The sequence below is a fragment of the Streptomyces sp. 378 genome (genome assembly GCF_030124145.1).
In the GTDB taxonomy this organism is placed as follows: Bacteria; Actinomycetota; Actinomycetes; order Streptomycetales; family Streptomycetaceae; genus Streptomyces.
Genome location: NZ_JASKMS010000025.1, coordinates 15,556 through 28,922, shown reverse-complemented (window position 1 = coordinate 28,922; position 13,367 = coordinate 15,556). Strand labels below are relative to the sequence as shown.

General features: G+C 70.4%; 15 protein-coding genes, 1 tRNA gene, 1 pseudogene and 1 riboswitch. Of the genes and pseudogenes, 6 read left to right on the top strand and 11 right to left on the bottom strand.

Annotated features, from left to right (window positions below; genetic code table 11):
* Nucleotides 1-44 precede the first annotated feature (44 nt).
* Nucleotides 45-1,379, top strand: coding sequence for an SGNH/GDSL hydrolase family protein (locus QNO09_RS28335; RefSeq protein WP_283973090.1), 1,335 nt, complete (start codon nucleotides 45-47; stop codon nucleotides 1,377-1,379).
* 66 nt (nucleotides 1,380-1,445) lie between these two features.
* On the opposite strand, the gene QNO09_RS28330 is transcribed toward QNO09_RS28335, so the two are convergent.
* The 4 genes from QNO09_RS28330 to QNO09_RS28315 are packed head-to-tail and all read right to left on the bottom strand — an operon-like array spanning nucleotide 1,446 to nucleotide 4,810.
* Entirely contained in the window at nucleotides 1,446-2,174 is a 729-nt protein-coding gene (locus QNO09_RS28330) for a DUF1707 SHOCT-like domain-containing protein (RefSeq protein WP_283973089.1), read from the bottom strand.
* A 33-nt stretch (nucleotides 2,175-2,207) separates the two neighbouring features.
* Entirely contained in the window at nucleotides 2,208-3,194 is a 987-nt protein-coding gene (locus QNO09_RS28325; RefSeq protein ID WP_283973088.1) for an ABC transporter ATP-binding protein, read from the bottom strand.
* A gap of 1 nt (nucleotide 3,195) precedes the next feature.
* The gene (locus QNO09_RS28320) at nucleotides 3,196-4,017 is read right to left on the bottom strand and encodes an ABC transporter permease (RefSeq protein WP_283973087.1); all 822 of its coding nucleotides are present in this window, start codon (nucleotides 4,015-4,017) and stop codon (nucleotides 3,196-3,198) included.
* Nucleotides 4,010-4,810, bottom strand: a complete 801-nt coding sequence (locus tag QNO09_RS28315; protein WP_283973169.1) for an ABC transporter permease — start codon at nucleotides 4,808-4,810, stop codon at nucleotides 4,010-4,012. The genes QNO09_RS28320 and QNO09_RS28315 overlap by 8 nt, the downstream gene beginning before the upstream one ends.
* Nucleotides 4,811-5,289: 479 nt before the next feature.
* On the opposite strand from QNO09_RS28315, the gene QNO09_RS28310 reads away from it, so the two are divergent.
* A complete protein-coding gene (locus QNO09_RS28310; protein ID WP_283973086.1) occupies nucleotides 5,290-7,695 on the top strand; it encodes a transglycosylase domain-containing protein in 2,406 nt (801 codons plus the stop codon).
* A 13-nt stretch (nucleotides 7,696-7,708) separates the two neighbouring features.
* Here QNO09_RS28310 and QNO09_RS28305 read toward each other — a convergent pair whose 3' ends face one another.
* The 3 genes from QNO09_RS28305 to QNO09_RS28295 form a co-directional block, all read right to left on the bottom strand.
* Complete coding sequence (locus tag QNO09_RS28305) at nucleotides 7,709-8,029, bottom strand: DMT family transporter (protein WP_010040017.1); 321 nt, start codon at nucleotides 8,027-8,029, stop codon at nucleotides 7,709-7,711.
* A gap of 32 nt (nucleotides 8,030-8,061) precedes the next feature.
* A riboswitch (guanidine-III (ykkC-III) riboswitch) is annotated at nucleotides 8,062-8,130 on the bottom strand.
* 57 nt (nucleotides 8,131-8,187) lie between these two features.
* Entirely contained in the window at nucleotides 8,188-8,544 is a 357-nt protein-coding gene (locus tag QNO09_RS28300) for a GroES family chaperonin (protein ID WP_031140106.1), read from the bottom strand.
* Nucleotides 8,545-8,587: 43 nt separating this feature from the next.
* Entirely contained in the window at nucleotides 8,588-8,917 is a 330-nt protein-coding gene (locus QNO09_RS28295) for a DUF3618 domain-containing protein (RefSeq protein ID WP_283973085.1), read from the bottom strand.
* Nucleotides 8,918-9,012: 95 nt separating this feature from the next.
* Here QNO09_RS28295 and bcp point away from each other — a divergent pair, with 95 nt between their 5' ends.
* The 4 genes and pseudogenes from bcp (at nucleotide 9,013) to QNO09_RS28275 (ending at nucleotide 10,862) form a co-directional block, all read left to right on the top strand.
* Entirely contained in the window at nucleotides 9,013-9,480 is a 468-nt protein-coding gene (gene bcp, locus QNO09_RS28290; RefSeq protein ID WP_283973084.1) for a thioredoxin-dependent thiol peroxidase, read from the top strand.
* A gap of 144 nt (nucleotides 9,481-9,624) precedes the next feature.
* Nucleotides 9,625-10,265: pseudogene (locus QNO09_RS28285) on the top strand (HNH endonuclease signature motif containing protein).
* Nucleotides 10,262-10,759 carry an HNH endonuclease gene (locus tag QNO09_RS28280; RefSeq protein ID WP_283973083.1) on the top strand — a complete coding sequence of 166 codons (498 nt, stop codon included), beginning with the start codon at nucleotides 10,262-10,264 and terminating at the stop codon, nucleotides 10,757-10,759. Before QNO09_RS28285 ends, QNO09_RS28280 begins: the two are co-directional and overlap by 4 nt.
* A gap of 19 nt (nucleotides 10,760-10,778) precedes the next feature.
* Nucleotides 10,779-10,862 (top strand) — tRNA-Leu (locus QNO09_RS28275).
* Between the two features lie 47 nt (nucleotides 10,863-10,909).
* On the opposite strand, the gene rdgB is transcribed toward QNO09_RS28275, so the two are convergent.
* The 4 genes from rdgB to QNO09_RS28255 all read right to left on the bottom strand — a co-directional run bounded on the left by rdgB (nucleotide 10,910) and on the right by QNO09_RS28255 (nucleotide 13,261).
* Nucleotides 10,910-11,512, bottom strand: a complete 603-nt coding sequence (rdgB, locus tag QNO09_RS28270) for an RdgB/HAM1 family non-canonical purine NTP pyrophosphatase (RefSeq protein ID WP_283973082.1) — start codon at nucleotides 11,510-11,512, stop codon at nucleotides 10,910-10,912.
* Nucleotides 11,513-11,641: 129 nt separating this feature from the next.
* The gene (locus QNO09_RS28265) at nucleotides 11,642-12,040 is read right to left on the bottom strand and encodes a hypothetical protein (protein ID WP_283973081.1); all 399 of its coding nucleotides are present in this window, start codon (nucleotides 12,038-12,040) and stop codon (nucleotides 11,642-11,644) included.
* A gap of 144 nt (nucleotides 12,041-12,184) precedes the next feature.
* Nucleotides 12,185-12,922, bottom strand: a complete 738-nt coding sequence (gene rph, locus QNO09_RS28260) for a ribonuclease PH (protein WP_283973080.1) — start codon at nucleotides 12,920-12,922, stop codon at nucleotides 12,185-12,187.
* A 105-nt stretch (nucleotides 12,923-13,027) separates the two neighbouring features.
* Nucleotides 13,028-13,261, bottom strand: coding sequence for a PTS sugar transporter subunit IIB (locus QNO09_RS28255; protein ID WP_086602225.1), 234 nt, complete (start codon nucleotides 13,259-13,261; stop codon nucleotides 13,028-13,030).
* Nucleotides 13,262-13,367 lie beyond the last annotated feature (106 nt).

Here is a 13,367-nt window from a genome sequence, read left to right as displayed (position 1 = left end):
GATCGGAGCCTTGGGCTCCCATCGCCCGAGGAGAACAACACAGCATGACCCGAGGACGTGGTTACGCCCTCCTGGGCATGGTCGTCGCAGCGATCATGGCCCTTTCCACCGCCCTGTACGTCGGAGTGGCGTCCGACAACGGCACACCCGACGGGAACGCGGTCGGCCAGGGCCGCGTCCCGCGCAACTCGGCCGCCCCGGCCTCCACCGGCACCTGGGTCGGCACCTGGTCCACGTCCCCGGCCGCGGCCGAGCCCGGCACCGAGACGACGGGCATGGCGGACCGATCGGTGCGCAACGTCGTCCACACCAGCGTCGGCGGTACGAGTGCCCGCGTGACGCTGTCCAATCTCTACGGCCAGTCCCCGCTGAACATCACGCGGGCGACCATCGCCGTCTCCGCGGGCAGCGGTACGGCCGCGGCGCTCGCGGACACCATGCGGCAGCTGACCTTCGGCGGCGGCCCCACGGTGGTCATCCCGCCCGGCCGGCAGGTGATGAGCGACGCGGTCCGGGTCGTCGTCCCACCCGACTCCGACGTCCTGGTCACCACGTACACGCCGACCGGCTCCGGCCCCGTGACGTACCACCCGCACGCCCGCCAGACCTCCTACGTCGCCCAGGGCGACCACGCGCGGGACGCGACGGGCACGCCCTACACCGAGCAGAGCGTCTCCTGGCGCTACCTGACCGCGCTGGACGTGCTGAGCAACGAGTCCGACGGCACCATCGTGGCCCTCGGCGACTCGCTGACCGACGGCATCACCTCCACCCCGGGCGCCAACAACCGGTGGCCCGACGTGCTCTCCGACCGGCTGCGCGCCCAGATCGCGGCCGGGCGGGACCTGCCCCGCTACAGCGTCGTCAACCAGGGCATCAGCGGCAACCGTGTCCTCACCGACGGCCTCGGCCGCCCCGCGGACAACCCCAGCGCCCTGAACCGCTTCCAGCGGGACGTGCTGGAGCGCACGAACGTGAAGGTCGTCGTCATCGACCTCGGCGTCAACGACATCCTGCGCAACCCGCGCCTGGCCGACCCGAACGCGATCCTCGACGGGTTGCGCACCCTGGTGGGGCAGGCACACGCACGCGGAGTGAAGGTGGTCGGGGCGACCCTGATGCCGTTCCACGGGCACCGCGGATACACCGACGCGCGTGAGGCGGTACGCCAGACGATCAACGCGGAGATCCGCGCCGGGCGGGTGTACGACGCCGTGGCCGACTTCGACCGGGCGCTGCGCGATCCGTACGATCCTCGGCGGCTGCGGTCCGACTACGACTCGGGGGACCATCTGCACCCCAGCGACAAGGGGTACGCACGGATGGCGGAGTCCTTCGACCTGGAGATGCTGAAGGGGTCGGCGCCGGCGGAGCTGTAGCCCCGCCCCCGTCCCGCCCTGTGCCCGTCGCCCGTCCGCGGGCGGCGGGCACACCGCTGCCGGCGCTCAGTGCTCCCCGTGCCCTCTCCGCCGGCGCGGCTCGTCCAACTCCTCCCGCCGCCCCGCCCGCCGCTCCAGCTTCTCCTGGCGCCGCTCCTCCCGGATCCGCAGCTTCTCCGCCCGGGTCAGCTTCCGCTGGACCCCGACGCCGCCCCACAGCGCGAACCCGGTCACGATCACCCGCGGCGCGCCCGGCTCCCCCGGCACGCCCTCCTCGCGGTGGTCGAAGCCGCCCATGATGCCGATGCCGCGGACGACGACCTCGACCCCGGGCGGCACGATCACATCCACCCCGCCCATGACCGCGATCGCGTTGATCTCGACCTCGCGGTCCGCGAAGTTCGCCTCGCGCAGATCGATCTCCCCGCCGCCGCACAGGGCGAAGCAGGTGAACCGCCGGGGCATCGTCCAGCGCCCCTTGCGCTGGAAACCGGACATCACGGCGACGGCCCAGTTCGAGGACCCCTCGCCACCGACGATCCGCCCCGACCACTCCGGGCCTGCCGCCGGGTCCTTCGTCAGGGACACCACCGGCACCGTGACGCCCTCGGCCGGCAGATCCCGGGTGAGGGGCGCCAGCTCCCCGTACGTCCGCGCCTTGTACGTGGCCTCCAGCCGCTCCCCGAACTCCTCCATGTCGAGGCGTCCCTCCGCGACGGCGTCCCGCAGGATGCCGGCGACCCGGTCACGGTCGGCGTCGGAGGCGCGGAGGTCCGGGACTGCGTCGTCGGTCATACACAGCAGATTACGAGTTCGCCCCGCCGAGGGCTACGAGATCGCCCGCTCGGCCCGGTCCGCGTACATCTTCGCGATCACCGCCTCGATGTCCGGCTCCCGCACCGACAGGTCCACCAGCGGGTGGTCGGCCGCGATCCGCGCCACGAGCGGCGCCGCCGACTGCCCCGCCGGGAACGCCAGCCACTGCCGCGGCCCGTCCACACGGACCACCCGCGCGGGCGCCGGTGCCTCGATCGGCGGCAGTTCCCGCTCCAGGTCCACCACCAGGATCCGCTCGCTCTCCCCCGCCTCGTGCAGCCCGGCGAGCGGACCGTCGTACATCAGGCGCCCGTGGTCGATGACCATCACCCGCTTGCACAACTGCTCGATGTCCTGGAGGTCGTGCGTGGTCAGCAGCACCGTCGTACCGCGCTCGGCGTTCAACTCCCGCAGGAACTCCCGCACCTTGGACTTGGACACGACGTCCAGCCCGATGGTCGGCTCGTCCAGGTACAGGACCTCCGGGTCGTGCAGCAGCGCCGCCACGACGTCCCCGCGCATCCGCTGCCCCAGGGAGAGCTGGCGCACCGGCACGTCCAGCAGGTCGCCCAGATCGAGGAGTTCGACCAGGCGGCCGAGGTTCTCCCGGTAACGGGCGTCCGGGATCCGGTACATGCGGTGCATCAGCCGGTAGGAGTCGATCAGCGGCAGGTCCCACCACAGCGTCGTACGCTGCCCGAACACCACGCCGATACGGTGCGCGAGCCGCGTCCGCTCCTCGGAGGGGTTGATCCCGGCCACCCGGAGCCGGCCCGCGCTCGGGGTGAGGATGCCGGTCAGCATCTTGATCGTGGTGGACTTGCCGGCGCCGTTCGGCCCGATGTACCCGACCATCTCGCCGCGCGCCACGCGGAAGGAGATCGAGTCGACCGCCCGCACCCGCCGCCGCTCCCGCTTCATGAAGCCGGTCTTCTTGCGCACCTCGAAGACCTTCTCCACACCGTCGAGTTCGATGAACCCGCTTTCCGACCCGGTCACGTCAACTCCCTGTACTCCGGTACGAACGAAGCCCCGTACGCCACGCCACCCCGGCCAGTCCGCAGCAGACCACCGCCACCAGCGGCGAGGCGAAGACTGCCCACCCCGGCAGCCCGACCGGATACGGCCGCCCCAGCACATGCGTGGCGGGCACCCAGTTGACGAAGGCCAGCGGCACCATGAAGGTCACGCCCCGCACCAGGTCCTTGCCGAACACCGTCGGCGGATACTGCAACAGCGTCGTCCCGCCGTAGGTGAACGCGTTCTGCACCTCGGCGGCGTCCTGCGCGTAGATCTGGAAGGCCGCACCCGCCACGAACACCGCCGAGAAGATCGCCGCGCCGCTGACCACCATCACCGGCACCAGCAGCACCCTGGCCGCGTTCCAGTCGACGTCCACCGACACCAGCGCCCAGCCCAGCACCACCGTGCCCTGGACGATCCGGCCCAGCCGGCGCAGCGCGAACCGGTCGGCCCCGACCTGGGCGAGCACCGGCGCCGGCCGCACCAGCAGCGTGTCGAACGAGCCGTCACGCATCCGGGCACCCAGCACGTCCATCGAACCGAGCGCCAGATCGGCGATCCCGAACGACGTCACCGACAGCCCGTACAGGAACGCCACTTCGGGCAGTGACCAGCCGCCCAGCGAGTCGACCTGCGAGAACATCAGCAGGATCCCCACGAAGTCCAGGCCGGTCACCGCCAGGTTCCCGATCACCGTGACGACGAAGGAGGTCCGGTACGTCATGCTGGACCGCACCCACATCCCGGCGATCAGCCGATAGGCCCGCACCCCCTCGGCCAGGGCAGCGCGCTCACCCACCCTGCACCACCACCCGCCGCGTCGCGGCCGACTGCACCAGCCGCCCCGCCCCCAGCAGCGCCACCGCCCACGCCGCCTGGAAGGCGAACGCCCGCAGCGGGTCGGTCTCCCCCATCAGCACGTCCGCCGGCATCTGGATCTGCGCCGCCCACGGCAGCACCCGCACCACCTCGCCGAGCACACCCGGGAACGCGTTCAACGGCAGCACCATGCCCGAGAAGAAGACCCCCGTGACCATCAGAACCTGGCTGACGCCCATGCCGTCCATCAGCCAGAACACGCTCAGGGCCGCCAGATAGCGGATCGCGAAGCTCACGACCGTCGCCAGCAGCAGCGTCACCGCGAAAGCCGCCCACCGGGTGACGTCCGCGGGCAGTGCCATCGGGAAGAAGACCGCGCCGAACACGAACGGGACCACCCCCCGCCCCAGCATCTGGAACAGCGCCCGCCCCACGTCGCCCGCCAGCCACCACAACTGCAGATCCGCCGGCCGGTACAGGTCGACCGCGATCTCACCGGTGCGGATGCGCTCCATCAGGTCCTTCTCCGCGCCCCCGCCCTGGATCGCCAGCGTCGCGAAGAGGCACTGCCCCAGCCACACATAGGTCACGGCCTGCGCCTGGTCGTACCCGCCGAGATGAGGCCTCTCCTCCCACAGCGCCAGATACGTGTAGACGAGGATGACGCCGAAGACCGTGTTGGTGAACACCCCGGCCACCGTGGCCGCCCGATACGTCGCGTACCGCCGGAAACCGCCCGCCGCGACGGCCGCGTACAACCGCCCCGAGCCCACATCCACCGCCCTCCTCGCCACCCGGCACCGAAGCGCAGGAGCCTAGTGGCCCCCTGATGGGGCATGCCACGCGTTTTCGGGCAGCGGCCGAGGTGGCGCGAGGCGAGCGCGCACCGGCCCAGACGGTACGATCCGTTGCGTCCGCACGGGCCCGGGCGCCCGTGCCCAGGGCGAGCAGCGTGGCGGCGGTGCCGGCCGGACGGAGCGTACGAGCCGTCACGATCCACGGTCGGATCCCCCTTCGGGCGAATGTCGCACAGGCGAGATCGCGATGCGGGCCGGCGTGCGGAACAGCGCGGTTCACCCCGTGCCCACCCGCGCGCTCACCCGCACCCGGCCCGCCTCACCGGACGGCTCACAGCCCGGCCCTCGATCAGGGAACTGATCAAAGGATGGGACAGTCTTCACCACAGGGGCGCAAGAGCGAGCAGAGACGTACGGGAACGACGTACGACGCGAAACAGGAGTCCGTGCACGACATGAGTGACGAGCCTCAGCCGCAGCAGCCGAATCCGGGCCGGCCACCGAGAGAGCCGCGGGCGGACGCCGACGGCACCCCGGGCACGCCCGAGGCCATGGCGGCCGGGAAACCGAAGCGGACCGGCTGGCGCCGGATCATCCCCACCTGGCGCATGACGCTCAGCGCCTTCGTCATCGTCGCGCTGCTGCTGGTCGGCGGCTTCTTCCTGGGCTACTCCCTCGTGAAGATCCCCCCGGCCAACGCGCTCGCCACCAAGCAGGCCAACGTCTACCTCTACGCGGACGGCTCCGTGATCGCCCGCGACGGCGAGGTCAACCGGGAGAACGTCACCCTCGCCCAGATCTCCAAGGACGCCCAGCACGCCATCCTGGCCGCCGAGGACCGCGACTTCTACACCGAGTCCGCCGTCGACCCCCAGGCCATGGTCCGCGCCGCCTGGAACACCGCCCTCGGCAAGGGCAAGCAGTCCGGCTCCACGATCACCCAGCAGTACGTGAAGAACTACTACCTGCGCCAGGACCAGACCGTCACGCGCAAGGCCAAGGAGTTCTTCATCGCGATCAAGCTGGACCGCGAGGTGAGCAAGGACCACATCCTCGAGGGCTACCTCAACACCAGCTACTTCGGCCGCAACGCCTACGGCATCCAGGCCGCCGCCCAGGCCTACTACGGCAAGGACGCCAAGGACCTCGACCCGGCCCGCGCCGCCTACCTCGCCGCGCTCGTCAACGCCCCCAGCCAGTACGACGTCGTCGCCCACCCCGAGAACCGCGAGGCCGCCGAGTCCCGCTGGAACTACGTGCTGGACGGCATGGTCAAGAAGGGCTGGCTCGCCGAGTCCGAGCGCACCGGCATGACGTTCCCCATGCCGAAGGAGTCCACCCTCTCCACCGGCATGTCCGGACAGCGCGGCTACATCGTCCGGATCGTCAAGGACTACCTCGTCCAGAACGAGATCGTCGACGAGAGGCGGCTCGACGCCGGCGGCTACCGCATCACGACCACCCTGCAGAAGGGCAAGCAGGACGCGTTCGTGAAGGCCGTCAACGACAAGCTGATGTCCAAGCTCGACAAGAAGAACAACAAGGTCGACACCTACGTCCGCGCGGGCGGCGCCTCCGTCGACCCCAAGACCGGCAAGGTCGTGGCGATGTACAACGGCATCGACTACGTCAAGCAGTACACCCCCAACGCCACCCGCAGGGACTTCCAGGTCGGCTCCACCTTCAAGCCGTTCGTGTTCACCTCGGCCGTCGAGAACCACTCCGAGACCCAGGACGGTCGCGTCATCACCCCGAACACCGTCTACGACGGCACCAACAAACGCCCCGTCCAGGGCTGGACCGGCCAGCCCTACGCCCCCGAGAACGAGGACCAGCGCTCCTACGGCGACATCACCGTCACCGAGGCCACCGACAGTTCCGTGAACTCGGTCTACGCGCAGATGGCCGCCGACGTCGGCCCCGCGAAGGTCAAGCAGACCGCGATCGACCTGGGCATCCCGGAGACCACCCCCGACCTCGCCGACGGCCCCGCCATCGCGCTCGGCACCGCCACCGCCAGCGTCCTCGACATGGCGGAGGCCTACGCCACCCTCGCCAACCACGGTAGGCACGGCACCTACACGATGGTCGAGAAGGTCACCAAGGAGGGCACGCCCGTCGAGCTGCCCGATCGGCGCACCCGGCAGGCCGTGAGCCGCGAGGCCGCCGACACCACCACCTCGATGCTGCGCAGCGTCGTCCAGAACGGCACCGCCTCCGCCGCCCAGGGCGCGGGCCGCCCCGTCGCCGGCAAGACCGGCACCGCCGAGGAGGACACGGCGGCCTGGTTCGCGGGCTACACCCCCGACCTCGCCACCGTCGTCGCCGTCATGGGACAGGACCCCGTCACCGCCGCCCACAAGTCGCTGTACGGCGCCATGGGCCTGCCGCGCATCAACGGCGGCGGGGCGCCCACGGAGATCTGGACGCAGTTCACCCAGGACGCCCTCAAGGGCAAGCCCGCCAAGGACTTCGACCTCAGGCTCCAGCCCGGCGCCGACGTCTCGCAGGCCCCCAGCAGCGACGCCCCGGCCGACCCCACCACCGGCGGCACCACCGACGGCGGCGGCACGACCACCGGCGGCGAGGACACCGGCACCCAGACGCCCGAACAGTCCCCCAGCGCCCCCGCGGCGCAGACCGAGGGCCAGACCGACGGGGGCGCCACCGACGGCGGCACCGGCGGCCAGTCCCCCAGCGGCGGCACCACGGACGGCGGAACCACCGACGGCGCCACGACCGACGGCGCCACCACCGACGGCGGCACGACGGAGGGCGGCGGCGACACGGGCGACGGCGGCGCGACGGGCCCGACCGGCCCCGGCTGGGGCATCGTCCCGCAGGGCGCCCGCCGCGAGTAGGCACGCGAGCGGATCAGTGACCGCTGGTCGCCTTCAGCCCCACCACGGCGACCAGCAGCAGACCCACGAAGAAGATCCGGGCGGCGGTCGCCGGCTCACCGAGCACCGCCATGCCGAACACCGCCGCCCCGGCCGCGCCGATCCCCACCCACACGCCGTAGGCGGTACCGATCGGCAGGGTCTTGGCGGCCTGCGACAGCAGCAGCATGCTGGCGACGATGCCGGCGCCCGTGAGCACACTGGGCAGCGGGCGCGTGAACCCGTCGGTGTACTTCATGCCGACGGACCACCCCACCTCCAGCAGACCGGCGACGACGAGCAGAACCCAGGCCATGACGGGCACCTCCGGGACGGACTGACGGTGTCGGTGCGTCGTCTTTGCCTGGTCCCGGTACGGCGCGTCTCGTCGGGTGCCTGCAACCGTAGCAAAACCCATGACGTGGGGGCCGGCGACAACGGTCGGTCGCCGGCCCCCATGTCATGGGCATGGATCTACAGGTACAGGCCCGTCGAGTCCTCGGCCCCCTCGAAGCGGTCCGCGGCCACGGCGTGCAGATCACGCTCGCGCATGAGCACGTACGCGATCCCCCGCACCTCCACCTCGGCCCGGTCCTCCGGGTCGAACAGAACCCGGTCACCCGCCTCCACGGTCCGCACGTTCTGACCCACCGCGACGACCTCGGCCCAGGCCAGCCGCCGGCCGACCGCCGCCGTGGCGGGGATCAGGATGCCGCCGCCGGAACGCCGCTCGCCCTCGCTGGTGTCCTGCCGCACGAGTACGCGGTCGTGCAGCATCCGGATGGGGAGCTTGTCCGGATGGGTACTGTGCTCGTTTCTCTTGGCGCTCACGCCCTGAACCTACCTGTCTTCCCCGCGAACGTACGCAGTCGGGTCAGCCCTTGCGCCGCCGTGTGCCGAGCACGAGCAGCCCGACCACGCCCACCGCGACGAGCGCGACCGGCACGACCCGCTCCAGCCGCGGCGCGCCGTCCTCGTCCACGAACCGGGCCCGCACGTCCGTGACGGCCTGGTTGACCCCCACGTAAGCCCGTCCCAGGGTGTGATCGATATTCGACGCGACCTTGGCCTTGGCATCCCCGACGATCGTCTTCGGGTGCACCCGCACCCCGATCTCGTCGAGGGTCTCGGCCAGGGTCGCGCGGCGGCGCCTGATGTCCGCCTCGATCTGCGCCGGGGTCCTGGTGTCCGCCGTGTCCGCCACCGTGTCGCCTCCGAAGTCGGTGTGAAGCCTGTGCGGGACAGTCTGTCAGCTCCACGACTCATCACACTGTCAGCACCCCCGGTTACCCTGGCCCGATGAGCGAGCGACTCCAGCCGGGGGACGTGGCCCCCGCCTTCACCCTCCCCGACGCCGACGGCACCGAGGTGTCCCTGTCCGACCACAAGGGCCGCAAGGTCATCGTGTACTTCTACCCGGCCGCCCTCACCCCCGGCTGCACCAAGCAGGCCTGCGACTTCACGGACAACCTGGAGCTGCTGGCGGGCGCGGGCTACGACGTCATCGGCATCTCGCCCGACAAGCCGGAGAAGCTGGCCAAGTTCCGCGACAAGGAGTCCCTGAAGGTCACCCTGCTCGCCGACCCGGACAAGCGGGTCCTGGAGTCCTACGGCGCCTTCGGCGAGAAGAAGCTGTACGGCAAGACGGTCGTCGGCGTCATCCGCTCCACGATCGTGGTGGACGAGGAGGGCAGGGTCGAACGCGCCCTGTACAACGTCAAGGCGACGGGTCACGTGGCGAAGATCATCAAGGACCTGGGGGTCTGAGACCCGCTGTTCTTCTTCCGCGAGCGGCTCGTACCGGGGAGATCCGGTACGAGCCGCTCCGCATTTCGGGCGTGACGGTCCGATAAGCGGTTCGTTACTCCGTACGAGATCACGAACGTGTGGTCGGGGACGGAGGAGCGATTCATGGGGGCCAGTGCGTACACCAGGGAGCGGCTGGAGGAGGCGGCTCGGGGGCGCGGACGTTGTCGGAGGCTTTGGGGAGATTGGGGGTGGACCCCCGGAGTTCAACACGGCGGTATGTGTTCGGCCGGATGAAAAAGCTCGGGGTGGACGTGTCGCACTTCGAGCGGGAGGGCGTGAAGTGGACGAGAGACGTCCTTGAACGGGCGGTTGGGGCTTCGACGAACATGTGCGAGGTGTTGCGGTGTCTCGGGTTTGAGGTGGTGGGCGGGCATCACACGCACATCAGCCGTCGAATCAAGGCATACGGAATCGATACATCGCACTTCCAGGTGCCGACGAGGCGCGGGAAGCCCTGGCGTCCTCGAACCCCGGACGCCCTCCTCGTCGAACAGCCGGTCAACCGCGCCCGGCGCATTCCGAGCGACCGCCTCAAGTGGGCGATGACCTCCCTGGGAGTGACGGAGCGGTGCGCCCTCTGCGGCACTGAGGCGGTGTGGCGGGGCCGCCCGCTCCCCCTGGAAGTCGACCACATCGACGGCAGCTGGAGGAACAACCGGCTCCAGAACCTACGATTCCTGTGCCCCAACTGCCATTCGACGACGGACAGTTACCGAGGGCGCGGCAAGAGGCGTACCTCATGAGCGGTAGGCGGGCCCGGCCCACCCCTGAGGAACTACGTGCGGCAGTCATCGAGTCTTTCTCCTTCGCCGAGGTGCTACGCCGCCTCGGGCGCGCGGACGGCGGCACTCAGCGTGCGCATCTGCGGCAGTGGATCGCCGAGGACCAGCTCACCACGGTGCACTTTCTGGGCCAGGCTCACCAGCGCGGGAAGCGCCGGCCAGCCCTCAGACGTCCTGAAGATGTCCTGGTCAAGCATGGCGGCGAGCGTCGGACCCGCACCGTTGTGTTACGTCGGATGCTCCGCGAGATGGGCGTACCCGATAAATGCGCCGACTGCGGGATCGGCCCCGAGTGGCTCGGCAAGCCCATGACGCTGGAGGTGGATCACATTAACGGGGACTGGAGCGACGACCGGCTGGAGAACCTGCGGCTGCTGTGTCCCAACTGCCATGCGGTAACGAGCACCTGGTGCAGAGGCGGCGGCAGACGTTCCTCACAGCCGCGCAGTACCTGACCGGTACGATGGCCTGGATGCGGCCGTGGCGGAATTGGCCTACGCGCAACACTTAGGATGTTGTGGGAGAAATCCCTTGAGGGTTCGAGTCCCTCCGGCCGCACGCCTTTGAATCGATGGCCCACCCGGTGTACCGGGTGGGCCTCGTCGTCAGCCCAACAGCTCCCGAACCACCGGCACCAGTGCCCGGAACGCCTTCCCCCGGTGGCTGATCGCGTTCTTCTCCTGCGGAGTCAACTCCGCGCAGGTCCGCTGTTCCCCCTCCGGCTGGAGGATCGGGTCGTAGCCGAAGCCTCCCGTGCCGGCGGGCTCGTGGCGCAGGACGCCCCGTAGCTGTCCCTCGACCACCCTCTCCGTGCCGTCCGGCAGGGCCAACGCCGCCGCGCAGGCGAAGTGTGCGCCCCGGTGTTCGTCGGCGATGTCCGAGAGCTGGGCGAGGAGGAGGTCCAGGTTGGCCTTGTCGTCGCCGTGGCGGCCGGACCAGCGGGCGGAGAAGATGCCGGGGGCGCCGTTCAACACGTCGACGCAGAGGCCCGAGTCGTCGGCGACGGCGGGCAGGCCCGTCGCCCGGGCCAGGGCGTGGGCCTTGAGGAGGGCGTTCTCGGCGAACGTCACGCCCGTTTCCTTGACGTCGGGGATGTCCGGGTAGGCGTCGGCGCCGACGAGTTCGTGGGGCAGCCCGGCTTCGGCGAGGATCGAACGAAGCTCGGTGATCTTTCCCGCGTTGCGGGTGGCGAGGATCAGGCGGGTCATGGCCACAACAGTATTGCCCCGGCGCCCCGTCAGGGGCGCGGGGAACTGCGCGAGCGACCACCACGAACCCGCTGCCCGCCACCGAGCGGAACCCGGCAGACGAGGAGGCCCGGCCCAGCGAGCGCAGCACTACGGCGTGCAGACCTTCGTCAGTTCGCCCGCCGCGTCCGTGACGGGGCTGATGTCGGGTGTCTCGTCGCCGTTCCTGATCGACGTACGAACGTTGTCCACGGCCTTGTTGAGGTCGTCGACGGCCTTGCTGACGTCCGCGTTGTCGGTCTTGTCGCCGATGTCGCCGAGGTTCTTGTCGATGGAGTCGAGGGACTCGTCGAGCTGCGTCGGGTCGTTCGCCGCGCCGTCGACGGCCTGCTGGAGTTCGGTGACGCTGTCGGCGATGGCGTCGGCGGTCTGTACGCAGTCCAGCGCCTTGTCGACGGCGGCGCAGCCGGTGGTGAGTCCGGCGGTCAGCGCGACGGCCGCCAGGGTGGCGGCGACGGCTGGGGTGCGGCGTCGGCGGCTCGCGGCCATGGAGCGGTCCCTCTCGTTCGGCGGGGCCGGTCGGGCCCGCGCGGCTGGCCGGGCGCACAGGGATGAGCCGTGCGCCCGTACTCCTTCAGACGCGCGGGCGCTCGGCGCGGTTGCCCGCACCGAGCCGCCTTCTTGGTGTGCCCTTTACTTTTCGAGGACGGTATCAAGCGCGGTGCGCTGGTGGGCGGCGAGTTCGTCGCAGCCGGCGACGGCGAGGTCGAGGAGGGCGTTCAGTTCGTCGCGGGCGAAGGGTTCGGCCTCGGCGGTGCCCTGGACTTCGACGAAGCGGCCGTCGCCGGTGCAGACGACGTTCATGTCGGTGTCGGCCTTGACGTCTTCCTCGTAGCAGAGGTCGAGGAGGGGGACGCCGTCGACGATGCCGACGGAGACGGCGGAGACGGTGCCGGTCAGGGGCTGGCGGCCGGCCTTGATGAGCTTCTTGCGCTGGGCCCAGGCGACGGCGTCGGCCAGCGCCACGTAGGCGCCGGTGATGGCGGCGGTGCGGGTGCCGCCGTCGGCCTGGAGGACGTCGCAGTCGAGGACGATGGTGTTCTCGCCGAGGGCCTTGTAGTCGATGACGGCGCGCAGGGAGCGGCCGATGAGGCGGCTGATCTCGTGGGTGCGGCCGCCGATGCGGCCCTTGACGGACTCGCGGTCGCCGCGGGTGTTGGTGGCGCGGGGCAGCATGGAGTATTCGGCGGTGACCCAGCCTTCGCCGCTGCCCTTGCGCCAGCGCGGGACGCCTTCGGTGACGGAGGCGGTGCAGAAGACCTTGGTGTCGCCGAAGGAGACGAGGACGGAGCCTTCGGCGTGCTTGCTCCAGCCGCGCTCGATGGTGATGGGGCGGAGCTGCTGGGGGGTGCGGCCGTCGATTCGAGACATGCGGCTGAGCCTATCCGTACGTGCGGAAGGGGCCCCTTCCGCGGTGGGACGGGGCCCCGGTGGGGCTGGGTGTCAGGGGGTGAAGCCCGGGACGATCCCCGCCCTTCACATCATGTCTTCGATCTCCGCTGCGATGGGGTCGGCGTCGGTGCCGATGACGACCTGGATCGCGGTGCCCATTTTGACGACGCCGTGGGCGCCGGCGGCCTTCAGGGCGGTCTCGTCGACCTTGGCGGGGTCCACGACTTCGGTCCGCAGGCGGGTGATGCAGCCTTCGACCTCTTCGATGTTGTCGATGCCGCCGAGCCCGGCAACGATCTTCTCAGCCTTGGTGGCCATGTTCGTTCTCCCTGATCCGAACCGCTTTGTCGCAGTAACCCACAGCCGGCCCCTCTGTGCGAGCGGCCAAGTCGTGTGTGCCGAGTGATGGCGTCACGTTCGTGCG